Source organism: Pseudomonas helleri, assembly GCF_045830615.1.
Taxonomy (GTDB): Bacteria; Pseudomonadota; Gammaproteobacteria; order Pseudomonadales; family Pseudomonadaceae; genus Aquipseudomonas; species Aquipseudomonas helleri.
Window position 1 is genome coordinate 517,871 of record NZ_CP174501.1, and the last position, 23,352, is coordinate 541,222.

Here is a 23,352-nt window from a genome sequence, read left to right on the forward strand (position 1 = left end):
GTGCTATTCCGTGACCGTAAGTGAGGTAGAGAAAAACTCGGAAAACTGCTGCTTCAACTGCTTTCGGTCGATCTTGCCGTTCGGGTTGCGCGGTAAAGGCGAGTCATGGAAGGACACATGCAGCGGCACCATGTAGGTCGGCAGTTTTTCCCTGCACAGCTTGATCAATGCCTGGGCGGTGGTCTGAATGTGCGGATGGGCGAACAGGCTGATGATGATGGCTTCGCCCTGTTGCGGATGCGGTACACCAAACGCTGCTGCCTCGGCCACGTCATCCACGGCAAAGAGGACTTCTTCGACTTCGGTGGGGCTGACGCGATAGCCGGAGGTCTTGATCATGTCGTCGCTACGCGCAACGAAATACAGAAAGCCGTCGCTGTCGCGGTAGACGATATCGCCCGACCAGACCGCTGTTTCGGTGCGTGAAATCTGCGAGTCAGGGCGTGGCCAAGGACGAAAGCGCTGAGCGGTCAGCTCGGGATCATTCCAGTACCCGAGCGTGACGAATGCCCCGCGGTGCACCAATTCGCCGTGCTCTCCAGCCGCACATTCGGTGCCGTCCGGGCGCATCACGCGGATATCGGCGTTGGGCACCGCCTTGCCGATGGAGTCGGGCCGTGTGGCGGCTGCTTCCGGTGTCAGGTAGGTCGAGCGGAAAGCCTCGGTCAAGCCGTACATCAGGTAGGGCAGCGCATGGGGGAATGCGCTTTTGAGTTTTCCCAGCAAAGGCGGTGGCATATGCCCGCCGGTATTGGCAAAGCAGCGAAGGCGTGCGCCGGTAGGCTGCGGCCACTGCACTGAGGCCAGTTGCATCCAGAGGGGCGGCACGCCGGTAATCACGGTGACGCCATGGGCTTCGCAGAACGTCGGCACTTCGCTCGCTTGCAGGAAGTCCAGCGGCGCGTAGCACGCAGCGCTGGCCAGCGCCGTGGTCAGTTGGCTGAGCCCGGCATCGAAGCTCAGCGGTAATATGCCCAGGATCACGTCATCGGCCCGTAAGCCCAGATAGTGAGCGACGCTATGGGCGCCAGACACCAGGTTACGCTGCGACAGCACCACACCTTTGGGCCGTCCGGTTGAACCGGAGGTATACAAAATGGCCGCAGGGTCACTGTCGGTGACGGCGCTGTGTGCGTCAGCAAGCGCGGCATCGGTCGGCGTATCCGGGTGATCGTGCTGCAGTCTTTCCAGCGGCCAGGCATCGATTTCGATGTCCTTGACCATCGCCTCGATACGTCTGAGGCGTGGGCCTGTACTGACGAGCAAGCACGCACCGCTGTCCAGCAGGATATGGCGCACCTGTTGCTCTTTGAGCTGCGGATTGATGGGCACCAGGATCGCACCCCGGGCATTGATCGCCAGGAACATGACCACGGTTTCGTACTGCTTGCCCGCATAGACCGCGACGCGTTCGCCCGCTTGCACGCCGCTATCGGCCAGCCTCTTTGTCGTCAGGCGCACGTCTTGCAGCAGTTCGGAATAAGTCGCCATCTTTGCGCCCTGCGCGAACGCTCGGCAGTCGCCATGGTGGTGCGCGCTGTCTTTCAACAGGTCGTACAAACTGATGTGGGCGGTCATGGTGACGTCCCTAGGATTGGTGGATATAGGTGTGTGCGGGGCTCTGCGAGAGAAAGGCGCTGACGCTGTACGTCTGGTTGTAGGCGCCGCAGTTCTCGAAGATCACCAGATCGCCCACGCTTGGCGGCGCTGAAGCGTCATGGCTCCAGCCGATCACGTCGGCGCGGCTGCAGGTGCTGCCCACGAACTGGGTCGGCAACGGTGGCGCATCAACCGGCGCCTGCTGGCGCCGCAGCAGACGCGGCTGCGCGTAGTGCTTCAACATGGATTCAGTTTTGGCCAGCAAGAAGTTGTGGCTCAGGCCACCGTCGCAGACAGCAACGTAGCGCTCACCCAAGGCTTTGACTGAACGCACACGGGTCACGAAAGTGCCTGCACCCGCGAAGACGCCGCGCCCGGACTCATGGACGACCTTGAAGTCTTTGTGCAGCGGGGCAATACGCTGGCGATACGCGTCAAACGTCTGCGCCTGGCTAGGGAAGTGCTCGGAGAAACCGCCACCGACGTTAAGAAACTCAACCGGCATGCCGGTAATGTGTGCGACCTGCGGCGCAAAGGCCGCGAGTGCGTGGGCCAGGGCGGCAGCATCGGCACCCTTGTCATCGATGTGAAAACTGTTGGAGCCCGCAAACGTATGGAGGCCGATGACGGGCACGTTGGCCTGGGTCAATGCAGTCGTCGTCAGCAAGGCGTCGTGGCGGCTCATGCCGAAATGGTCCGCCGGGTGTTTGCCCGAACTCACCAGTTGGCCCGCGTTCAGGCGCAATACCGTGTGCGGCGCGGCCTGTTTACCGATGACGTTAATCAATCGCTGCGCCTGCTCAAGGCTGTCGATAATGAACGTGCAGCGTGAAGCCAGGGCCGCGCGCATGAAATCTTCATCCATGGACGGGTTGTTCACGTATTTGGGGGCGTTGATGCGGCCCGCCACAATATCGAGTTCGCCCAGGCTGGCCAGCTCCACACCGTCGATGAACGCGTGGCCGCAACGGATCAACAGATCCAGGTTGGGGTTGGCCTTGAGCGACACAATCAACGGCGTACCCAACCGTTCGCGTAAATCCGCGTAACGGGCCATTACGACAGTAGGGTCCAGTACATAGCACGGCGTTTTAAGACTCAGCAGCCATTGATCGGTCGCTGCTGCGTCGTCCCGAACCGGCGGGGAGGCGTGAGTGGTTGTCATGTCAATTCACCGGATGAAGGGTCAAGGCCGAAAATGAACCGTTGTCCGATTCCGTGATGTTCATCAGGTGTGCCCCGGCATCGACCTTGCTCAAGCCCCTGTCGGCCAGGTTGATCGCCAGGTCCGAACCAAAGGAGTGACCTTTGTTCAGGATGTTGTCGGTATAGAGCGTGGTGGCGGGAATCGCCATGGCGCTACAGAAGGCGTTCCAGCCAGAGTGGTTGGAGTTGTAAGGCAGAATGCAGGTGAAATCGCGGAGCGCGATGCCACAGTCGGCCACGGCTTCCATCATGACTTTGCGGGTGTAGTGCCACTCCAGGTTGAACATGGCCTGTTTCACCGCGTTGTTGGTCACGGAGCCCAAATACCAACTGCCATAATTGCGCACGGCCGTCGCGCCGACCCGGTTACGGCGGCTGTTACGGGTCACCAGCAAGCACCCCGCGCCATCACTTAAAATGCTCGCCTGCAACACTCGGTAACGCTCAATGAAGACGCGGTCGGACGAGACGATCAGCACCGAGTGCAATTGGCTGTGCACTTTCATCAGCGCCTGGGCCATCTGAATGGCGACGCTGATCGAGGAGCAATTGAGCTGTGCGATTGACCCGGCCCACACAGGCTTTATGCCGAATGCCGTGGCCACTTCCAGCGGCAGGCTGCGTGGTGCTGGCGGTACGCTGAACAGCCCGGTATGCACGTGGATCACCGCCCCGATGTCGCTGCCTTTAAAGCCTTGCTCGTCTTGCAGGCGAGCGACTGCGCGCTTGGCCAGCTCGACCTCGTCGATGTCCGGTGACACATGGAAGTAACGGCAGCCCGCATTGCGGATCATCTCAAAGCGCTCGGCGGGCAACTTGTGCTGCTGAGCCCAGTCATGAAGGTCCTGGCGTTCGCCGGGCAGTTCGTAAGCGGCGGCGTCAATACCGATGGTGAAGGGGGCGGGGCTGTGTGTTGCCGCAGTAGTTGGGGGCATCATGACTGTCTTCCTTGTTAAGCCGGCATCGGCATGGCGGCGTAGTCCAGCACTCTGAGCTTTTCAAAGGCATCGCTCACACGGGGCGTCAGCAAACCCATTTCGCGGATGGTCGGTACCAGCCGCCGGAAAATGGAGCGGCGCATGGAGTTGGCCACTTCCGAACTCCTGACCAGGTGGCTGCACTCTCTTTTGGATAAGCCCATCGGCTCCCATATGTCGTCGGCGCACAGGTGCTCGTACAAGGTGTAAGCCCCTTCCACCACAAACTCTTCGCGTTCCTTGCGTTCAGTGCTGCTCATTTCTTTGTACACACTGCCCAGGGTGATACGGCCAATGGCGAAGTGGCGCGCTTCATCGCGCTGGATACGCGTCATCAAGTCTTTGATGAACGGGTCTTTGGTGTAGGCGACCATGCTTTGAAACAGTGACAGCGCAATGCCCTCCACCAGCACTTGCATGCCCAGGTTGGTCATGTCGAGTTTGTTGGTGGTAATGGTCTCTTCCAGCAGGCCTTTGAGCGCCTTGCTCATGGGGTAGCTGATGGGCAGCTTGCTATTGACCAAGCGACCAAAGGCTTCGATATGACGGGCTTCATCGATGATTTGCCCGGCGGCGCAGAGTCGGGCCGAGAGGCTTTCTTCGGCCACCGCCAGTTTCGATGCGCAGATCAAGGCCGCCTGTTCACCGTGCAGCACCTGTGACAGGGTCCAGCCTTGAGAGTGATGGCGAATTTCGGCACGGTTTTTTTCATTCATTTTGTTCCAGACATCGGTGCCGTAGATCAGCAACGTGCCGTCCGGCATGCCCAGAGGGTTGTCCGGGTTGAGCTCGTAGCTCCAGTCGATGTCGGTATTGACATCCCATTGGTTGGCCTTGGTCTTCTGATACAGCGCATTCAAGCTGTCATCGCTGAAGTCGTAGGTTTGCGACATGAACGCATCGACCGAGAAGTTCCACTTGATCGGCTGGCCATCATCGAGTGTCTGTTCGTGCTCTGTTTGCATGATCACCCCTGTACGTGCGTGCATTTCGGTTGAGATGTGGTGAACGGCTCATGCACAGGTGATGGGTGCACCTGCGCTGTTAAGCAGTCCAGTTCGGGTAAGAACCACTCGGAGATGGCTGGCGTTGGTGGGCAATTCCAGGCTGTGATGTGCAGGCGGTTATCGCCGCCGTCCCACAGGTCGCGCCGAATCTGTTCGGCGCTGATCCAGACCACCGGTGTCGGTATCTGGCGTGCCCAGAACAAGGCTTCATTGCTTAAGTGGGCGCCCAGCGTTACGCGTGGATCGAGCAGGTTTTTTGGCAACGCAAGGTCGATGGACGGCATGCGTACCTGCGCCAGGATCAGCGTTTGTTCGCCGCAGCTGTCCCAAATGTGCCGGGCCAGCGTCGACAGAAGGGTGTAGTACTGCGGGTTGTTGACCAGCACCGGCGTGGGGTTGTCGTGTGCGTACACGCTGCGGCGTGCATAGTCGTGGGTTTCGAACAGTGGCAGGTTGCGAGCCGAACAGGGAATCGCCCGGTTGTGATCCGGATTGCGCTGCAACAGCAGCGAACAGGTGTGTGCGTTCTTCACATTTCACCTTCCAGTGCAAAGTGCAGATCGGGCGCGAGCGTTATCTGGGCAATCGAGAAATAGCCGTTCATTGCCAGCGAAGACACGATGCAGTCGCTGCCGGGGTGCGCGGAGCCTGCGCCCAGCTCGGCCAGTAGCGAAAGCCAGGGGTCGCTGCCGAAGGAATGACCGAATCGCTGATAATGGTCGGCGTGCACGCAAGCCGTGTCGAAACACTTGAACAGGGCGCGGCGCGACATCTCGGGAAAAAACGGTACCGCGACGCCTAAGCCAGGCCGGCTTTCGGTGAAACTGCGCAGGCTTCGCCCTAATTGCAGCAGGGCATTAGCCTGGCTTGCAGTGCCGATGAGCAGCATGTTGTTGGGCTCTGGCATCACATCAATCACTAACGTGCAGATGCCAAAACCGGATTTGCCCCAACGGTTGTTGCCTAACCAGTAAGTAAAATTGTGGATATCAGTATCAACAATCTGCAGCAACAGCCTGCGACGACCGTTGAACTGAGCCTTGCCCTGGATATACCGCAGGATGAAACCCCAGCCCGTGCATTCGTAGGCATTGGTGACCCAGTCAGGGTGGCGCCCGTAACGGCTGGCGAGCGCCTCCTGGAAATAGCCTGCATGGGGTGAACCGTCAGCCAAAAACTGCGACAACACGGTAGAGCTCACCACGTAATCGTCGATGGGGCCTGCGTCGCTTGCATAACGGCAAGCCTCATCGCCGACCCGCTGCCCCAGCGCCAACGCCGCATCTTCCAGGCTGACCTGGGGCGACACAAAGGGCGTTTCGGTGCGCCGGTAAGCAACCGTATGGACCCTGAAAGCCGGAACGGTGCCAAGCGACGGCGTTGATGCAAAGGGCGGCGAGTTCGACATGGTGAGCTTCTGGTATGAGGGTGGCTGGCGATCAGGCGACTTGTTGCTGCTGCAACTGGCTGTCGATTTGCTCCAGGGTGGTGTACTGCGTGATGTTGAGTTGCTCAGGATCAATGGATCCGTAGAGCTGTTCGCAATAGACGATCAGCTCAACCACGTTGAGTGAATCGATACCCAGTTCGCCCAGGCCGACATGGGTGTCGACGGATTCGATATTGAGAATCTTGGCGGCTTCCTTTTTCAGAAGTTCCAGCGTGTTGAGGGTGTCAGTCGTCGTTGTCATAGGTGCTTCTCCTGGGGGTACAGCGGGTTAAATTGACTCGGGTTCAGGCTTGGCCACGCGCATGCTTGCGCGCAATTCGTGATAACAGCGGTAAGAGCTGCCTTCCATTTTGGTAAACGCCAACAGGTCACGCTGGTCGAGAAAACTCGCCACGGCGCCGCGGCTGACCAGATGCAAAAGCAGTTCATTGGAGGCGAGTTTCAGTGCCAGCACGCGGTGTACGTCTTCGCTCTCGTAGCGGTCGGCGAGCGTCTTGGTGCGTGCGGCAGCGGCGATGAAGTCGCGAGACGCGCGCTCGTCTGGCGTGAGTTCGAGGCGCCCCTGACTTGCCAGCCATTCCAGATGGGCCATCAGTGCGCGCACCAGAAAAGGTCGTACTGTCGTCAGGTATTTATTGAGTACCGCAGGCCCGCCCACTTTCAGGCGATCTTCCTGGGCAACCTGCACCGTGCCCTTGACGTTCCCCAACTGCACGACATCGCCCAGAAAGGGCTCGCCGCAGAGCGTTCGCTTGAGGGTTTTGTATTGCTCGGGCCAGACCAGGAAGGCCGACGGGAAAAACGAGCCAGGTGTGCGGGCGGCAACGATTGCCATGCCATCTAGGTTGGCGTACATGCCCCAGACCTTGTCGATGTGCAGCTTGAAACCATCCCCTTCCGGCTGGGCGATCGTGCGCCAGCTCGTGAGGGTAGGGCCGCCGGCATCACTCATCAGGAAGCGCAGGGCGCTGCCTGCATCAATGCTGGCGCGTGCCCGTTCGTATTGATCCGGTGTCAGAAACAGCGAAAACAAATGGGCGAAGTTCTGCATGAAGGATCGGTAGTGCAACGCCAGACCGTCTTGCTCAATGCGCTCCAGAATAGTTTCCAGATCATGGGTCGGCTGCGACAGAGCCACCGAGGGCCGGTTTAATTGTTCGGCAGCCTCATAGTTGTGCATCGTCTGCGAAATCAACATGTCTGAATCCATCAGTCGCACTGAGGCGCGCGAAATAATCTGGATCAACTGAGCAGGAAGTTCGCCATAGAGGGATAAGCGGTGAAGAACCGGTTGCGCACACACATTCAATAATGAATGGCATGACGAACCCGTCTCCCCACCTTGCATCAAAGTGTGCATAGTGAGTGACCCAGTAATTAAAAGGTGCAGTGCGTCAGCGTGTCGATGTCACAGCGTTGCTTGTGCGTTAACTAATAAGTTGCGCTGTCTCGGATTTATCTGTGTTGTCCAATGCCAGTTGGAGATAAATGCTGCGGCATTCCAGACGCTTAAGTTTGTTGCTGGTGGTGCGTGGCAAACTTCCGGGAGGGACGAAGGTAATGGCGTGAGCACCAAATCCAAACTTGTCGCGTAATTGGTTTTGAAGTTGAGTACGCAGTTCTATTTGATCCTGTTTGGCATCAAGCTCGATCAGAATCGCCAAGCTCTCGGTTCTTTGTGTTTCGTCGTAGATACCGAAAGCCGCTATTGCATTGCCACCGCTGGCCAGTAAAGGGTGTGATGCAATAACGTCTTCAATTTCATGCGGGAAATAATTACTGCCCCGAATAATGATGAGTTCTTTCTTGCGGCCAAGGACAAACAAGTGTTCATCCACTCGATAACCAATATCACCGGTGGCAAACCAGTCGCCGCTTTGGTACTGCTCGGTCTGGCCTTCAGCGGGCAAATAGCCGGACATGACTGACGTACCGCGTATAAAGATTTCGCCGACTTCACGGTCCTTGGCGTCAGAACGGTCCAGCGCCTTCACGGCAACCTGCATACCCTCAATCGGGCGCCCCATCGACAGCACGGTTTCTACCCTGCGAGTGTTGGCGTCGGCGCGGCGAGCCTGCCAATGGTCGATCACTGCGCCGGAGTCGATACGGTCAGCAATGACGTAGGAGAGCGCCTGCTTGTCGTAATTGAAGTTTGTGTTATGCATGGTCACCGCCAGCGTCGATTCCGCCATGCCGTAACACGGTTGCAGCGCAGAACGTGAAAGGCCGTGCGGTGCAAAAGTCTGTGCAAACTCCTTCAGGCAGGCTTCATCGACCCTTTCGGCGCCGACAAAGATATTGCGCAACTTGCTCAGGTCGACGTCTTTCATTGACGCTTCGCGGTAACGGCGAATGCAATACTGCAGGGCGAACGTCGGCGCAGCCGTGGTAGTTGCGCCAAAACTGGACATGCGCTTGAGCCAGCCAAGCGGGTTGCGAATAAAACTGGCCGGTTGCATCAACAGCAGGGGCGCCTGGTAATACAGGTTCGACAATAGCGTCACCAGGCCCATGTCGTGATGCAGCGGCAGCCAGGACGCAGAGGCGTCGCCACGCTCAACACTGTAACCCACCACGCCGCCGATACCGCGCACATTGGCGATGACATTCTGATGACTGAGGATGGCGGCCTTGGGGCGACCGGTCGAGCCCGAGGTCAGTTGCACATGATGGCCGCTATCTGCCTGGCAGCGCTCCACGCGCACTGGAAACCCTGCACTGGCTGCAACCCTCACTTCTGCGCTCGAGAACACCCGTACAGGCAGGTGGGCAAGCAAGCTCTGGAGTGCGGGGGTGTTGCTCTCGGATGCGATCAGCAAGCGTGGTGCAAACAACTGACAGGCCACGTAGATCTGGTTGCGCGGGGAGTCGGCCATCAGCCTTCCGGGTAGCGCTACCGTGCAAGGCAAAGCGCCAATCAAAACGCACCCGGTCAGTAACACTAATTGATCGATGGAAGCCGGCAGGGCAAGGATAACCAAATCATTACGAACAACCCCCAGTTCGATCAGGGCTGAAGAGACTGCCAACGCTTGTTGTGCCAACGCCGCATAGGAAATGCTTTTTTCTTCCCCGTTCTCTTCTGTAACCGTAATGTGGCGCAGTGCACTTTGCTGTGGGTTATCCAGGGCGCACAAAATAGCATCGATCATTGTTTCCAATTTCCGATCTCCGGGCAGTCAGACAAACAAGGCTATTAAATAGTGAAAGTGCAGTGTGGTACTCGAATGAGGGTTCAAGCCTGTAATGCCCTATTCGAACGACTCTAATAGATGAAATTATGTTTGTAAATATGTCAGGAAAACTTTCATTTACGTAAACATGGGTATGTGCACTGCGTTGTTGTTTTGTTTTGAAGTGGGTTTGTAGTTGTTTAATCGTCTAAACATTAGGTGTGCTATGTAGGGTGTTTTGTATTTAAACAGTCTGCGCGTTTTTTGCTTTTTGTAAGGGGTGCCGGCTTTGAATCGTGCGTGTTGCCTTGATAAAGTTGTTGGGTTTATGGGTTTAAGCTTGTTTTAAAGTTGTCGTTTATTCGCTCTTGTATGAAGTTCTAATAATAGTGATGCTCTTCACATATTGAGAACTTGTATCGCTGTTTGGTGCGTATGAAGTTTCTGGCGTCTGATCTTCGGGTTACACATTTTGTCTGGCCGTGTATTTTATGGCGGTCACTTCAGGCAGCCCCCGGTCGATGATTGCTGGCGCCAGAGGTGGCATTGACTACGCTGTAGGTGATCGAAAACACAGACGTGCCCTGTATCGAACCTGATCATTTGGTACGGTGGGTCTATCAAGGATGTGCATGGGGCCCCGGGTTTGTCCAAATTCAAAACAGTTTTTGTGTTCCTCATCCTGTTGCTGTCAGGCAACGGCATGCTTCAAGCGGCACCCACCCTGGCCTCGGTCATCAAAGCTGAAGAGACCGACGGCAAACCGCCGGTGCTGGTAGACGGCGGGCTGCTCGGGGTGTTGGGTTCCAGCATTGATGATGTGCAGGACCAGTTGGGGCTGAGCAAGCACTTGCTGGATATCTGGCGCCTGCGTGCTGAGCGGGCAGCCCATGAAGCCGGGGTGCTGGCCGACAAGGTGGTCGAGCAGCCCGATAAAAATGGTGTGGGCGACTTTTTTGTGTTGCTGGTCATCTGGTCTGCTGTTTTTGCCGGGCTGATGCTGGCGGGCAGACTGCTGGTGCGGTCTTTGAACAACACTCGTGTCGTGCAAGCACGTCCGCGCATGCAAAGGCTGTTGCGCGCCGGGTTACCGTACTTGCTGCCCGCGCTGCTGTCGTTGGTCGTTATTGTGTTCGGCAGCCGCTTGCTGCCCAGCTCAATTGGTCGTTCTCTAGCAGTCTGTTTGACCTATGCCGGCAGCAGCGGGGTGTTTTGTGCGGCGTTGGTGATGTTGTTGATCGCGATGCTCGATGCCGGTCTCAAACGGCCCGCCGTGCAGATTATTCGTCAGCACTGCGTGCGTCCGTTGTTTGCGATGGGATTCTTTGCCGCGTTGAGTGACGGGATGGACACCCCGCAGGTCAGGCTCACGCTGGGCGCCAATGTCGCCAGTTGTATCTCTATATTCTCGGGGTTGGTCGCGTGCGCCGTCTTCGCTTATCTGGTGATCAAGTTGCGTCGTCCAGTGGGGCAACTGATTCGCAATCGAGCACTGGGGCAGCGCATGGGGCAGCCTGCTTTCCAGGAATCGCTGCGGATTTTTTCGGTGCTCTGGTATTGGCCCATTCTGCTCATGCTGCTGGTCTCGGCGCTGGACCTGGTGGGCATCGGTGAGGACAGTGGGCGGGCGCTGCGCAGTGCACTGCTGACCTCAGGCTTGCTGATTGCAACGGTGTTTCTGGGTTCTCTTTTGCACCACTCATTCACCACACTCCTGCGCTCCAACGGCGCCTATCGGGTGCGTTTGATGATGGTGATGTATGTGTTGTTGCGCATTCTGCTGGCCGTGGCCTTCATCGAATTGCTGGCGCAAATCTGGGGGTTTTCCGTGCTGGCGTTTGCCTCCGATAGCCACACGGGGCAAGTGATCAGTGATTCGCTTGGGCACATCCTGCTGATTTTTCTGGTCACCTGGCTGGCCTGGGTGGTGATGGATACCGCCATTCAGCAAGTTCTGGAGCCTCCGGTCACACGGCGCGGCACTCATGCACCGAGCACCCGCATCAAAACCATCCTGCCGTTGATCCGCAATGCGATAAAAGTGGTGCTGGTGGTGATCTTCACCATCACCACCCTGGCCAACCTGGGCGTGAACGTGACCCCGTTTCTGGCGGGCGCGGGAGTAATTGGCCTGGCGATCGGTTTTGGCTCCCAGCAACTGGTGCAAGACGTCATCACCGGGCTGTTCATCCTTATAGAAGACACCATCTCTGTGGGCGATTGGGTCGAGATCGACTCCAACCACGCCGGCACGGTCGAAGGGCTGACTATCCGTACCTTGAGGCTGCGCGATTCGCGCGGTTATGTGCATTCGGTGCCCTTTGGTCAGATCAAGGCGGTGATCAACCATTCGCGGCAATTTGCCTACGCGTATTTCGCCGTCCAGTTCACCTATGACAGCGATATGGATAAAGCCTCGGACTTGATCAGCGAGGCAGGGCGACAGATCAGCGACGACCCGTTGCTCAGCCTCAGTTTGCAGGGGGCGATGAGCGTGTACGGGATCGACAGCATGAACCTCGACGGGGTCACGATTACCGCGCAGTTCAGAACCATGTCCGGTGCGCAGGGCTCTATTACGCGGGCATTCAATGAGCGGCTGAAAAAGCTTGTGGATAATTCAGCCGATGTACATTTTGCACAACATTATCCACAGGGCTTTTTGATACCTGCGCGTGACACCGGGCAAACCGCGCAAGCGGCAGCCGAACCGCCGCGTTCTACGCTTTTGTTGCCTGATATGCCGCCTTCATCACAGTGATGGCAAATAACCAGCTGCGCAGTTTGTCAGTGACGACACGCACAGAAACCCGCAAAATGGTGGGGTCTTGATCATGGCCAACAGCTTCCACGGTTGGTTTTCTGGTATATATCACCGTTCTGAATAGACTGAGCCTGCACACTCTATGCGAATGCGCCTTATGTTATTGGGCGGCGGAAATGCTCTCGGGCAGGCGCTGATTCGTCTGGGTGCCGAGGAAGACATCAATTTCCTCGCCCCGCGTCCGCCGCAAGACGGCTGGGACGCCGCGAGCCTGACGCAGCTGCTGGACGAGACCCGTCCGGATGCCGTCATCAACCTTGCGTACTACTTCGACTGGTTTCAGGCGCGGAGCGTGAGCGAAACACGCCTTGCCGACCAAGAACGGGCGGTCGAGCGGCTCTCTGAGTTGTGCCAGCACCACGGCATCACCTTGCTTCAGCCCTCCAGCTACCGAGTGTTTGACGGATCGCGGGCCACGGCCTACAGCGAAAAAGACGAACCCGTCCCGCTCGGCCTGCGCGGTCAGGCATTGTGGCGTATTGAACAAAGCGTGCGTGCCATCTGCCCGCAACATGTTCTGCTGCGTTTCGGCTGGTTGCTCGATGACAGCCCCGAAGGCAGTCTGGGCCGGTTTTTGGCTCAGGCAGAAAAGCCCGGCGAATTGTTCAAGGCCGATGATCGACGCGGCAACCCGACGCCGGTCGATGACGCTGCCCGGGTCATTATTTCGGTGCTCAAACAACTCGATTGCGCGGCGCCGCTGTGGGGCACTTACCACTACGCCGGGCATGAGGCCACAACGCCGCTGGCGCTGGGCCAGGCCATCCTGGATGAAGCGCGTCACTTGCACCCGCTGGCCGTCCAGGCGCCAACCCCGCAGGCACACGCTGCATGCCCTGATGCCTCTGAAGAGCCACAGCATGCAGTACTGGCCTGTAAAAAAATCCTTCACACCTTCGGGATCAAACCTCGCGCCTGGCGTGCAGGGCTCCCTTCTTTACTGGACAGGTTTTATCGTCATGGTTGATGCTCCCGTTTTAATCACCGGCGGTGCCGGCTTTATCGGTTCCAATCTGGTGGACCGCTTGCTGGCCAAAGGTTATGCCGTGCGGATCCTCGACGACCTGTCGACGGGTAAACGCAGCAACTTGCCTCTGGATAACCCCAAGGTCGAACTCATCGAAGGCAACGTCGCCGACGCGGCCCTGGTCAAGCGTGCCATGGCCGGCTGCAGCGCAGTCGTGCACCTGGCCGCGGTGGCCTCGGTGCAGGCCTCGGTAGACGACCCGGTAAGCACCCACCAAAGCAACTTTGTCGGCACGCTCAATGTGTGCGAAGCCATGCGCGAAGCGGTCGTCAAACGTGTGGTGTTTGCCTCCAGTGCTGCGGTCTATGGCAACAACGGTGAGGGCGAGTCGATTGTTGAAGACACACCCAAAGCGCCGCTGACCCCTTATGCTTCGGACAAGCTGGCCAGTGAGTACTATCTGGATTTCTATCGCCGCCAGCACGGGCTGGAGCCGGTGGTTTTCCGCTTCTTCAACGTCTACGGGCCGCGCCAGGATCCATCCTCGCCGTATTCGGGGGTGATCAGCATTTTCAGCGAGCGCGCTGTAAATCGCCTGCCAATCACCATCTTTGGCGATGGCGAGCAAACCCGAGACTTTATCTACGTGGGCGATCTGGTCGGCATTCTGGTGCAGGCCATTGAAGCGCCACAGGTTGAAGAGGGCGCCATCAACGTGGGCCTGAACAAAGCCACCACCCTCAAGCAAATGCTCCAAGCCTTGAGCGAAGTGGTCGGCGAGCTGCCACCAATCAGCTACGGCCCGGCTCGTGCGGGTGATATCCGTCACTCGCGTGCGAACAACAGTCGCTTGCTGCAGCGCTTCACCCTCGATGAAACCACACCGATGAACATCGGTCTGACCCACCTGCTGGGGCGTTAATGCTCTGACACACAACCAAAAAAGGCGCCTTCAAAGGCGCCTTTTTTTGTGGCTTTTAGCCAAGCGCTGCGCGCTTAAAACTTATAACCCAAGCCGACCATGTACACGAAAGGATCAACGTCGACGTTGACCTTGGCGCGGGTACCATCGCCTACGGCGCTGTTGTTGACGTAGGCGTGCGTGTCGATATCGATGTAACGCGCCTGGGCGTTGATCATGATGTTGTCGGTCAGCATGTAGTCAGCACCGATCTGCCAGGCCACGCCCCACGAGTTGGATGCGCGGAAATTGTCGAAACCTTCAGCCGATGCGCGGCTGCCCACGTGCTCGTCGTAGATCCAGGTGTAGTTGATACCGGCACCCACGTACGGTTGGAACACCGACTTGGAGTCCAGCGGGTAGTACACAACGCTCAGGGTTGGCGGCAAGTGCTTGAGGGTACCCAGCTTGCCGTTGGCTTGTGGCAGGCCAGTGTTTTTGAGTTTCACGTCATGCTCAAACGGCGTCGCGGCCAACAGTTCGATACCCACGTGATCGGTGATCATGTAGGCAAAGTTAAGGCCCAGTTGCGTGTCGCTGCTCATGGTCGCCTTGCCGCCCAGATCGGTCCCGCCCAACGAGCCGCGGTCCACTTTGACGTGGGAGCTATCGGCTTTTGGGTTTACCGTAATGGCACCGGCGCGGAGGATGATGTCACCCTCGGAATGCGCGTGGGCCAACGGTGCGACAACGGCAAGCGCAAGCGCGGCGGCGCTAAGCAGGGACTTTTGCATGGGAGCTCCATTGGGATATTTAAAATTTATATAACCAATGGTAATGAGCAGCCGGGCCCGTTCTGTTGACCCAGCTCAATGAAAAGTGAAGACGTGAAAATTTCGTGAACAGCTGCCGGGTTAGTCCGGCAGTTCGTAGACCACGATCTTTTGTGCATCCATCTGATAGCCCGCGTCAGCCAAATCGCTGGTGCTGGGCTTGACCTGCAAGGCACCGACAATCCAGTACGGTTGATACAACTCGTCAACCTGAACCCCGACTTTACTGGTCACATGCACGATCTGGTTGGACGGCGGAGGCGGCACGTGGATGCACGCGCCAAAGTACGGCACCAGCAGAAACTCCGTGGTACGCCCCTCTTCATTGACTTCCAGCGGCACGATGTACCCCGGCAGGCGAATCAGTTGGCCATCGAGTTGCGTGACCACGGGGGCGTTGGGCAAGTCCTGCTTGGCCGCCGGAGCGGCCTCCATATCGCCCATTTGCGACAGGTCATGCAGCGGCGTCATGTTCGGCACTTCTGGCGGCGCGTCTGGCGGAATCATCTCTGACCACGTCAGCTCTTTCGGCTCGGCCGCCCACAAGGGCATGCACACCCAGAGAAACAGCGCCAGCAGCACACCAGACTTCGCAGCTTTTTTCATTAACCTGAGCTCATAAACGAATGGACAGACCATCGGCCAGCGATTGTCGGTAAGCGCGCCATGCCGGTACGCAGCCCATCAGCAGGGCGGCTGCCAGAATACCGCCGAGCAGCGTCCATTCATATTCACTTGGCCAGGCCAGCGGCAAATAGATCCCGTAATTCGATTGCACATACCCCTGTGCCAGCGCGATGCATACGTACAGCAAGCCGACGCCTGCCACCACGCCTGCCAAAGCCAGGGCCAGGGCTTCAAACACCAGCAGCGTGGCGATATGCCAGGGCCGTGCACCGACCGAGCGCAGGATCGCCATCTCGCGGCGGCGCTCATTAAGGCTGGTCAAAATGGCCGTCAGCATGCCGATCAATCCCGTCAGCACCACAAACAGCGACACCACGAACAGCGCCTTTTCGGCGGTGCTCATCAGGCTCCAGAGTTCCTGCAACGCCACACCGGGCAGAATCGCCATCATCGGCTCACCGCGAAACTCATTGATCTCGCGTTGCAGGGCAAAGGTCGAAATCTTGCTGTTCAGGCCGAGCATAAACGCCGTGATGGCCTGAGGCGTCAGGTCCAGATTGCGCGCCTGGTCGGCCGAGACCCGCGCAGCGCCCTGGGCAGGCACGCCGTTGTGCCAGTCGATATGGATCGCCTCCATGCCGCCAAGGCTGATATGCAGCGTGCGGTCCACGGGCGTACCGGTGCGCTTGAGGATACCGACCACGGTGAAGGGTTTGTCGTCGTGTTTGACCAGGCTGACCGCAGCCACGCCATGGGCCAGCACCAGCTTGTCACCCAGCTTGTAATGCAGCGCTTCGGCCACTTCGGCGCCTAGCACGACCTCGAAAGGATCGGTCTGGAAGGCACGACCGCTGGCCAACTGAAGGTTTTGCCGATGGCCGTATTGATAGTGCTCGAAGTACGCCTCGCTGGTGCCCATCACCCGGTAGCCGCGGTGCGAGTCACCCAAGGACATCGGGATCGCCCATTTCACTTTCGGGTTATTGGCGAAATGCTCGAAGCTGTCCCAGCGAATATTGTTGGTGGCATTGCCAATACGAAACACCGAATACAGCAGCAAATTGACCGACCCCGAACGCGCACCCACGATCAGGTCGGTGCCGCTGATGGTGCTGGCAAAGCTGGCGCGAGCTTCGGTGCGCACCCGCTCCACTGCCAGCAGCAGGCACACTGACAGGGCGATGGCGAATGCGGTGAGGATCGCGGTGAAGCGTCGGTTGGCCAGACTGGCCAGGGCTAGGCGAAACAAATACATCTCAGACCTCTGCCGGTGTAGCGGCGCGATTAAGTTCAGACAGCGACAGGTTGCGGTCGAAGAGCGTGGCCAGGCTTTGGTCGTGGCTCACAAACAGCAAGCTGGCACCGGCCTCCCGGCACTCGGCAAACAGCAACTGGATAAACGCTTCGCGGGCGTCCGCATCGAGGGCAGAGGTGGGTTCATCGGCGATCACCAACTCGGGCTGGCCGATCAGCGCGCGGGCGGCGGCAACACGTTGTTGCTGGCCGATGGACAGCGAGTCGGCACGGCGCTCCAGCAGGGCCGGGTCTTTGAGGCCCAAATGCGCAAGCAGGGTTTGCGCGGCTTTGGCAACGCTGCCGTGGCGCTGGGCGGCGCGGCTGGCGCGCAATTTAGAAAAGTGACACGGCAGTTCAACGTTCTCGCGCACGGACAAAAACGGCAGCAGGTTGAACTGCTGGAAAATATACCCCGTGTGATCAACCCGAAACCGGTCCCGGGCGCCTGAGCCCAATTCACTCAGTTCTTGCCCCAGCAAACGGATCGTCCCCTGACTGGCTTTTTGCACGCCGCCCAACAAACCCAGCAAGGTGGTTTTACCGCTGCCGCTGGGGCCTTTCAGAAACAGCGTTTCGCCGGGTTCAAGACGGAAGGCCGGAATATCCAGCAGCACCGGTTGCCCGGGCCAACTGAAACTCAGGTCATTGAGTTCGATAAGTGCTTGGGTCATGGGGAAGGGTTATCACCTGCCAATAAGAATGTTGACGTTGTAGTCGCTGCCGAAGGCTGCGATAAGGGCCGCAGGACCTTCAACAGCAGGGTTGCTGCGCACCCCATCGCAGCCTTCGGCAGCGACTACAAAGTGGGAGTTTAGAACTTCAGGGTTGGCGCTTTAGGCGTCAGCTCAGAACCTTGCTGGCCGCTGCCACCAATCAATTGCACCTTGAGTTTGTGGGTGCCCGGGAAGGTCTTGAAGAACTGGGCCAGGTCCAGTGCTTTCAACGCGTCGGGGTTGGCGCAGGTGAATGCATAGCGCGCGTTTATGTCGCTGTGGTGGTGTTTTGTTTTTGCCGCACCAGCTTCTTCAGGGGCAGCTTCGAACAACGGGCTGTCCAGATCCTGGGCTTCAACCACACACCCAGCCGCCTTTGGCAGGCTGAACAGGGTCAGCGGGTTTTCCAGTTGAGTGCGTGCGGAATCGACCTTGGATTTGTCGGTGTCCGTGGTCGCAATATGCTCGAAACCCACGAGGTTGACGGACGGACCGTCGAGGTCCAGCTCCAGGGTAGGGCCGTCCAGAGCCACATCCAACGTTCCGACACCGTGCTCATGGGCACCCAGGCTGTCGTGTTCATGGTCATGATCGGCGGCGTAAGCCATGGTCAGCGGCAACAGAGCAAACGGCAAAGCAAGAAGCAAACGGCGCATACCACGACTCCAGCAAAAATGTAATTAAATGTTATGTAATCTTATAACAATCAATTCGAGATTTTGCCCGTGTGCTTGGCGTTCTGCAAGCCGCATGGGAGCATGCCCCATGAAATTTAAGGAGCAGGACGATGGTGCGAATTCGCGGAACGATAGGTGATTGGCCGGTTGACCTGACCGTAGAGCTGGATGAGGGCGACTGGGCGAAGCTGGGCGCACAACTCAATGTGAGCGAAGCTCCAGTCGCTGCGACGCCCGCCAGGCCCGTAAGCCAGGACGATGCGCTGTGGGAAACCACCAAAGACCTGCTGCGCAACGCCGGGCAAATCACCGGCCCGGAACTGCTGAGCCAGCTCGAAGCCCTGACAGGCAGCACCGGCGCGGGCAAACGCTTGTTGGTGCGCCTGCGCCACAGCAGCCAGGTCAAAGTCGTCAGCGGCGTCGACTCACCGCTCTACAGCTGGATCGAATAATCCCGCCCCCCCCTGTAGGAGCGAGCTTGCTCGCGATCTTTTGATCTTAAAAGATCGCAGCCATCGTGCCTCGGCAGCTCCTACCAGAGATTTTTGACCTTAGTACAACGCCGCAAACAGCTTGCGGCGGTAGGTCGTCACCAGCGGGTGGTCATTGCCCAGCAACTCAAACACTTGCAACAAGGTTTTGTGGGTGATGCCTTCGTTGTAGCTGCGGTTGCGGATGAACAACTTCAGCAGGCCCTCCAGAGCACCTTCATATTGCTGGCGGGCCAATTGCTGAATCGCCAACTGATACGCCGCCTCATCATCCTGCGGGTTTTGCGCCACGCGGGTTTTCAAATCAGCCGCGTCTGGCAGCTCTGCCGCCTGGCGCAGAAACGTCAATTGCGCCTTGGCACCCGCCAGTTCGGCTTTGTGCTCGTCGCTTTTAACCGCGTCCAGCACCGCTTGGGCTTCGGCCAGTTCATTGCGCTCAGCCAGGCAGCGACCATACAAAATCAGCGCTTTGGCGTTGGTGTTGTCTTCAGTCAGGATGCCTTTGAGCAACGCTTCAGCATCGGCAAAACGGCTCTCGTCAAACAGCGCCTGCGCTTGCTCCAGAGGGTCTGCTTCTTCAGGCTCTGGCATCACAACGTGCGGCTCAAGCATGGCGCGAATGGCTGACTCGGGCTGTGCGTCCTGGAAGCCATCGACCGGCTTGCCGTCTTTGAACAACACCACGGTCGGCAGGCTCTGAATACCGAAGTGTTGAACCAATGCGTGTTCAACGTCGCAGTTCACCTTGGCCAGCAGCAACTCGCCCTGATAACTCTCGGTGATTTTTTCAAGGATCGGCAGGATCACCTTGCACGGTGCGCACCACTCGGCCCAGAAATCCACCAGAACCGGTTGCTCGTGAGAAGCGTCGACCACCAGCTTCTGAAAATCGGCTGCGGTCACGTCGAAGCTGTAAGAAGGTGTAGGCTGATTCATCAAGAGTCTCGAAACAGGTAAATGAAGGCAACTATAAAGGCTGCACAGGCAGGCTTAAAGCCGCGTGCGTACGTTGCGCGTGATACAGGCTGACGTTGCGAAACTCGTGGGGTTCGGCCAGGTCCGGCAAGGTCAGCGCCTTGAAGCTGCCCAGTTGTTGGTACAGCGGATGCTGGAAATCGCGCACCCGGGAATCAGCGACCAGCGTTTGCTGGCCGCGAGTCAAAAACTGATCCAGCAACGGCAAGTTCTCGCGGTCGTACAGTACATCTGCCACCAGGACGAGATCGAAGCGGTCAGCTTCGGCAAAAAAGTCACTTGAATAATGCAGCTGAACGTCATTGAGTTCGGCATTCGCCCTGCAGGCCGCCAGCGCCAGAGGGTCCAGGTCGCAGGCCACCACTTCCAGCGCACCCGCCTTTGCCGCCGCTATCGCAGCAATCCCCGAACCGGCACCAAAGTCCAGCACGCGCTTGCCTTGTACCCACTGCGGTTGCTCGTCCAGGTAGCGCGCCAGCGCCAGGCCGCTGGCCCAGCAAAAGGCCCAATACGGGGGCTCATAGAGAATACGCCGGGTCTCATCGGGGGTGAACTCACGGTCCATGTTCTGCGCATCAATCAGCCAGAGCTTGAGTGCCGTGCCTGGCAGCTCGGTGATGACCAGGCGCGCATCGCCGAGCAATGCGCGTAAAGACTGTTGCAGGTCGAGCGGTGTGTTCATGGCGCGCTGACAAAGGCCAGGGTGCCCACATTCTGCGTCGACGGCTGGCTGATGATGCGCGAGGGCAGGTGCAGGATCAATTGCCCGGACTGGCTGGCCCGCCCGCGCAACTCAACCCGTGCCCCGGCAGGAAAAGCTTCGGGGTTAAAGCGCAGTTTGAAGGGCAACGGCTGGTTATTGCCGATGATCTTGCTGCTGGCCATCAGCCCCTGCGGGCGGCCGCGTTCGTCAACAATCAGGATCGCCAGTTCCACCTCGGCGCCTTTCGGTGCCCCGGTCAGCACGCCGCTGAGTTCACGCTGATACGCCGGCAGCGGCCCCAGATCAGCCGGTGCGTCGGTTTCTGGCTGGGCCAGCACTTGAGTCTGTGGCGGTTTGGCAGGCTCGCTGCTGCAAGCGGCCAGCAAACCGACGAAACACAGCAAAACACACGTTCGTAGTGACATGAGAAGCTCCAGCGGCAGGTCAATCGACGTCAAAAATTGTGTAAAAAGGTAGTCGGCGGACTGTATACCGTAAAGCCTATGGCTTGTCTTGCCACCGGGATGCACCAGGGTCTGTCCCCGCTTCATTGCGTCGCGGTTGCATTGACACGGGGACAGACCCTACCATGGCCCTCCCATTTTTTGTTGCCGCCACCATGCACTGTCCATTCTGCGGTGCCAACGACACTAAAGTCATCGACTCGCGTCTGGTCGCCGAGGGCGATCAGGTGCGCCGCCGGCGTGAATGCCTGGCCTGTGGTGAGCGTTTCACCACCTTTGAAACAGCCGAGTTGGTGCTACCGCGACTAATCAAGCAAGACGGCAGTCGTCAGCCCTTTGACGAAGAAAAACTGCGCGCCGGCATGCAGCGAGCACTGGAAAAGCGCCCGGTCAGTGTCGAGCGCCTTGAAGCTGCGCTGGCCCATATCAAAAGCAAGCTGCGCGCCACCGGCGAACGCGAAGTCAAATCGCTGGTCGTCGGTGAGCTGGTCATGACCGAGCTGCAAAAGCTCGACGAAGTGGCCTATATCCGATTCGCCTCTGTCTACCGACGCTTCCAGGACCTCAACGAGTTCCGCGAAGAGATCGATCGACTCGCCCGTGAGCCTTCCAAAGAATGACCCTGACCGCCGAACAAGCTGTTTTAGACGCCCATTACATGGCGCGAGCCATCGAACTGGCGCGCAAAGGGCTGTACACCACTCACCCTAATCCACGGGTCGGTTGCGTGATCGTGCGCGACGGGCAGGTAGTGGGCGAAGGCTGGCACGAGCGTACGGGCGAGCCCCACGCAGAAGTCCACGCCCTGCGTGCTGCAGGCGCGTTGGCCCGTGGTGCTACCGCCTACGTCACCCTCGAGCCGTGCAGCCACCACGGGCACACGCCGCCATGTGCCGATGGCTTGCTGCATGCGGGCATTGCCCGAGTGGTTGCAGCCATGCAAGACCCCAACCCGGAAGTCGCCGGGCGCGGGCTCAAGCGGCTGGCCGATGCGGGTGTTGACGTGCGCAGTGGCGTGCTTGAGCAAGAAGCGCGGGCGCTCAACCCCGGCTTCCTTAAACGCATGGAACACGGCCTGCCGTTTGTGCGGGTCAAAATGGCCATGAGCCTGGATGGCCGCACCGCCATGGCCAACGGTGAAAGCCAATGGATCACCGGCCCGGCTGCGCGCTCGGCCGTGCAGCGCCTGCGCGCCGAAGCCAGTGTGGTGCTGACCGGCGCTGACACCGTGTTGGCCGATGGTGCGCGCCTGACCGTGCGCGGGCCTGAGCTGGGCTTAAGCCCCGAACTGACCGCGCTGGCGCTCAGCCGTCCGCCGCTGCGGGTATTGATTGACGGGCGTTTGCGCGTGCCGCTGGATGCACCGTTTTTCAAGGCCGGCCCGGCCTTGGTCGCCACCTGCGTGCCGCCCGCCGAGCAATACCGCACCGGCCCCGAGTGCCTGGTGATCCACGGTGCCAACGGCCAGGTCGATTTGCGCAAACTGCTGGTGGCGCTGGCCGCCCGTGGTGTCAATGAGGTGCTGGTTGAAGCCGGTCCGCGTCTGGCTGGCGCTTTTGCCGAGCAAGGCCTGGTCGATGAGTACCAGATATTCATCGCCGCCAAGTTTTTGGGGTCGACCGCGAGGCCGTTGCTTGAGCTGCCGCTGACCCACATGAGCGAAGCGCCGTTGCTCAAAATCACAGAAATGCGCGCCGTAGGGGATGACTGGCGAGTCACAGCCATACCTGTGTCGCCCGCAAGCGTATAATTCTCAGCCTTCGTTTAGCGCAGGTTTTGTTCTCAAGGGGAACGCCCATGTTTACCGGCATTATCGAATCCATCGGCAACATCCGCGCACTGACCCCAAAGGGTGGCGATGTGCGGGTTTATGTAGAGACCGGCAAGCTCGACCTGAGCGACGTCAAACTCGGCGACAGCATCGCGATCAACGGCGTGTGCCTGACCGCAGTAGAGCTGCCGGGCAACGGTTTTATGGCTGACGTCAGCCGCGAAACCCTTGATTGCACCGCGTTCAACGACCTTAAAAGCGGTAGCCGGGTCAACCTGGAAAAGGCCCTGACCCCGACCACGCGTCTGGGCGGCCACCTGGTCAGCGGCCACGTTGACGGCGTAGGTGAAGTGATTTCCCGCGAGGAAAACGCCCGTGCCATAGAGTTCCGCATCCGTGCACCCAAGGAACTGGCCAAGTACATCGCCCATAAAGGCTCGATCACCGTCGACGGCACCAGCCTGACGGTCAACTCGGTCAATGGCGCCGAGTTCTCTTTGACCATCATTCCGCACACCCTGAGCGAAACCATCATGGACGACTATCGTCCAGGTCGCCGGGTCAACCTTGAAGTCGACTTGCTGGCGCGCTACCTCGAACGCCTGCTGCTGGGCGAAAAAGCCGCCGAGCCGACCTCGGGTGGTATCAGCGAAAGTTTTCTGGCCGCCAACGGCTACCTAAAATCCTGAAATAAG

The 23,352-nt window shown here is 58.7% G+C and carries 24 protein-coding genes; 7 read left to right on the top strand and 17 right to left on the bottom strand.

The features are described from left to right. Nucleotides 1-3: 3 nt before the first annotated feature. From ACJJU9_RS02465 to ACJJU9_RS02505, 9 genes are all read right to left on the bottom strand, one after another. A complete protein-coding gene (locus ACJJU9_RS02465; RefSeq protein ID WP_407729967.1) occupies nt 4-1,578 on the bottom strand; it encodes an acyl-CoA ligase (AMP-forming), exosortase A system-associated in 1,575 nt (524 codons plus the stop codon). A 10-nt stretch (nt 1,579-1,588) separates the two neighbouring features. Continuing rightward, entirely contained in the window at nt 1,589-2,764 is a 1,176-nt protein-coding gene (locus ACJJU9_RS02470) for a PLP-dependent decarboxylase (RefSeq protein WP_407729968.1), read from the bottom strand. Between the two features lies 1 nt (nt 2,765). Continuing rightward, a complete protein-coding gene (locus ACJJU9_RS02475) occupies nt 2,766-3,743 on the bottom strand; it encodes a hypothetical protein (RefSeq protein ID WP_407729969.1) in 978 nt (325 codons plus the stop codon). Nucleotides 3,744-3,757: 14 nt separating this feature from the next. After that, nucleotides 3,758-4,747: a ferritin-like domain-containing protein gene (locus ACJJU9_RS02480; protein WP_048373895.1), complete on the bottom strand. Its 990-nt coding sequence runs from the start codon at nt 4,745-4,747 to the stop codon at nt 3,758-3,760. A 2-nt stretch (nt 4,748-4,749) separates the two neighbouring features. Further along, nucleotides 4,750-5,322 carry a hypothetical protein gene (locus ACJJU9_RS02485; protein ID WP_407729970.1) on the bottom strand — a complete coding sequence of 191 codons (573 nt, stop codon included), beginning with the start codon at nt 5,320-5,322 and terminating at the stop codon, nt 4,750-4,752. Continuing rightward, nucleotides 5,319-6,197: a hypothetical protein gene (locus ACJJU9_RS02490; protein ID WP_407729971.1), complete on the bottom strand. Its 879-nt coding sequence runs from the start codon at nt 6,195-6,197 to the stop codon at nt 5,319-5,321. Before ACJJU9_RS02490 ends, ACJJU9_RS02485 begins: the two co-directional genes overlap by 4 nt. Before the next feature lie 31 nt (nt 6,198-6,228). Then, a complete protein-coding gene (locus tag ACJJU9_RS02495; protein ID WP_048373891.1) occupies nt 6,229-6,480 on the bottom strand; it encodes an acyl carrier protein in 252 nt (83 codons plus the stop codon). A gap of 27 nt (nt 6,481-6,507) precedes the next feature. Next, nucleotides 6,508-7,437, bottom strand: a complete 930-nt coding sequence (locus ACJJU9_RS02500; RefSeq protein ID WP_407729972.1) for a hypothetical protein — start codon at nt 7,435-7,437, stop codon at nt 6,508-6,510. Nucleotides 7,438-7,666: 229 nt separating this feature from the next. Then, nucleotides 7,667-9,394, bottom strand: coding sequence for an AMP-binding protein (locus ACJJU9_RS02505; protein WP_407729973.1), 1,728 nt, complete (start codon nt 9,392-9,394; stop codon nt 7,667-7,669). Between the two features lie 667 nt (nt 9,395-10,061). Here ACJJU9_RS02505 and ACJJU9_RS02510 point away from each other — a divergent pair. The 3 genes from ACJJU9_RS02510 to ACJJU9_RS02520 all read left to right on the top strand — a co-directional run bounded on the left by ACJJU9_RS02510 (nt 10,062) and on the right by ACJJU9_RS02520 (nt 14,128). Continuing rightward, nucleotides 10,062-12,176, top strand: coding sequence for a mechanosensitive ion channel family protein (locus ACJJU9_RS02510; protein ID WP_407729974.1), 2,115 nt, complete (start codon nt 10,062-10,064; stop codon nt 12,174-12,176). A 145-nt stretch (nt 12,177-12,321) separates the two neighbouring features. After that, entirely contained in the window at nt 12,322-13,206 is an 885-nt protein-coding gene (locus ACJJU9_RS02515) for a sugar nucleotide-binding protein (protein WP_123751644.1), read from the top strand. Then, a complete protein-coding gene (locus ACJJU9_RS02520; protein ID WP_407729975.1) occupies nt 13,199-14,128 on the top strand; it encodes an NAD-dependent epimerase/dehydratase family protein in 930 nt (309 codons plus the stop codon). Before ACJJU9_RS02515 ends, ACJJU9_RS02520 begins: the two co-directional genes overlap by 8 nt. 74 nt (nt 14,129-14,202) lie before the next feature. Here ACJJU9_RS02520 and ACJJU9_RS02525 read toward each other — a convergent pair whose 3' ends face one another. The 5 genes from ACJJU9_RS02525 to ACJJU9_RS02545 all read right to left on the bottom strand — a co-directional run bounded on the left by ACJJU9_RS02525 (nt 14,203) and on the right by ACJJU9_RS02545 (nt 18,232). Beyond that, nucleotides 14,203-14,901: an OmpW family protein gene (locus ACJJU9_RS02525; protein WP_048373882.1), complete on the bottom strand. Its 699-nt coding sequence runs from the start codon at nt 14,899-14,901 to the stop codon at nt 14,203-14,205. Nucleotides 14,902-15,021: 120 nt separating this feature from the next. After that, complete coding sequence (locus ACJJU9_RS02530; protein ID WP_153328488.1) at nt 15,022-15,546, bottom strand: DUF3299 domain-containing protein; 525 nt, start codon at nt 15,544-15,546, stop codon at nt 15,022-15,024. 10 nt (nt 15,547-15,556) lie between these two features. Next, complete coding sequence (locus ACJJU9_RS02535; RefSeq protein WP_407729976.1) at nt 15,557-16,822, bottom strand: ABC transporter permease; 1,266 nt, start codon at nt 16,820-16,822, stop codon at nt 15,557-15,559. Nucleotide 16,823: 1 nt separating this feature from the next. Then, nucleotides 16,824-17,534, bottom strand: coding sequence for an ABC transporter ATP-binding protein (locus tag ACJJU9_RS02540; RefSeq protein WP_048373878.1), 711 nt, complete (start codon nt 17,532-17,534; stop codon nt 16,824-16,826). A gap of 140 nt (nt 17,535-17,674) precedes the next feature. After that, on the bottom strand, nt 17,675-18,232 hold the full coding sequence (locus ACJJU9_RS02545; protein ID WP_407729977.1) for a DUF2796 domain-containing protein: 558 nt from the start codon (nt 18,230-18,232) through the stop codon (nt 17,675-17,677). A gap of 131 nt (nt 18,233-18,363) precedes the next feature. Here ACJJU9_RS02545 and ACJJU9_RS02550 point away from each other — a divergent pair, with 131 nt between their 5' ends. Next, a complete protein-coding gene (locus ACJJU9_RS02550) occupies nt 18,364-18,705 on the top strand; it encodes a hypothetical protein (RefSeq protein WP_407729978.1) in 342 nt (113 codons plus the stop codon). Between the two features lie 99 nt (nt 18,706-18,804). Here ACJJU9_RS02550 and trxA read toward each other — a convergent pair whose 3' ends face one another. The 3 genes from trxA to ACJJU9_RS02565 are packed head-to-tail and all read right to left on the bottom strand — an operon-like array spanning nt 18,805 to nt 20,847. Next, nucleotides 18,805-19,680, bottom strand: coding sequence for a thioredoxin (gene trxA, locus ACJJU9_RS02555; protein ID WP_407729979.1), 876 nt, complete (start codon nt 19,678-19,680; stop codon nt 18,805-18,807). A gap of 31 nt (nt 19,681-19,711) precedes the next feature. Continuing rightward, nucleotides 19,712-20,401 (bottom strand): class I SAM-dependent methyltransferase, encoded by a 690-nt coding sequence (locus tag ACJJU9_RS02560; RefSeq protein ID WP_407729980.1) that lies wholly within the window; start codon nt 20,399-20,401, stop codon nt 19,712-19,714. After that, nucleotides 20,398-20,847, bottom strand: a complete 450-nt coding sequence (locus ACJJU9_RS02565) for a YbaY family lipoprotein (protein ID WP_048367771.1) — start codon at nt 20,845-20,847, stop codon at nt 20,398-20,400. The genes ACJJU9_RS02560 and ACJJU9_RS02565 overlap by 4 nt, the downstream gene beginning before the upstream one ends. Before the next feature lie 194 nt (nt 20,848-21,041). On the opposite strand from ACJJU9_RS02565, the gene nrdR reads away from it, so the two are divergent. From nrdR to ACJJU9_RS02580, 3 genes are read left to right on the top strand one after another with little or no spacing between them, the layout of a single operon-like run. After that, on the top strand, nt 21,042-21,506 hold the full coding sequence (gene nrdR, locus ACJJU9_RS02570) for a transcriptional regulator NrdR (RefSeq protein WP_048367842.1): 465 nt from the start codon (nt 21,042-21,044) through the stop codon (nt 21,504-21,506). After that, on the top strand, nt 21,503-22,636 hold the full coding sequence (gene ribD / locus ACJJU9_RS02575) for a bifunctional diaminohydroxyphosphoribosylaminopyrimidine deaminase/5-amino-6-(5-phosphoribosylamino)uracil reductase RibD (protein WP_173430600.1): 1,134 nt from the start codon (nt 21,503-21,505) through the stop codon (nt 22,634-22,636). Before nrdR ends, ribD begins: the two co-directional genes overlap by 4 nt. Before the next feature lie 47 nt (nt 22,637-22,683). Next, nucleotides 22,684-23,346 (top strand): riboflavin synthase, encoded by a 663-nt coding sequence (locus tag ACJJU9_RS02580; protein WP_048367769.1) that lies wholly within the window; start codon nt 22,684-22,686, stop codon nt 23,344-23,346. Nucleotides 23,347-23,352 lie beyond the last annotated feature (6 nt).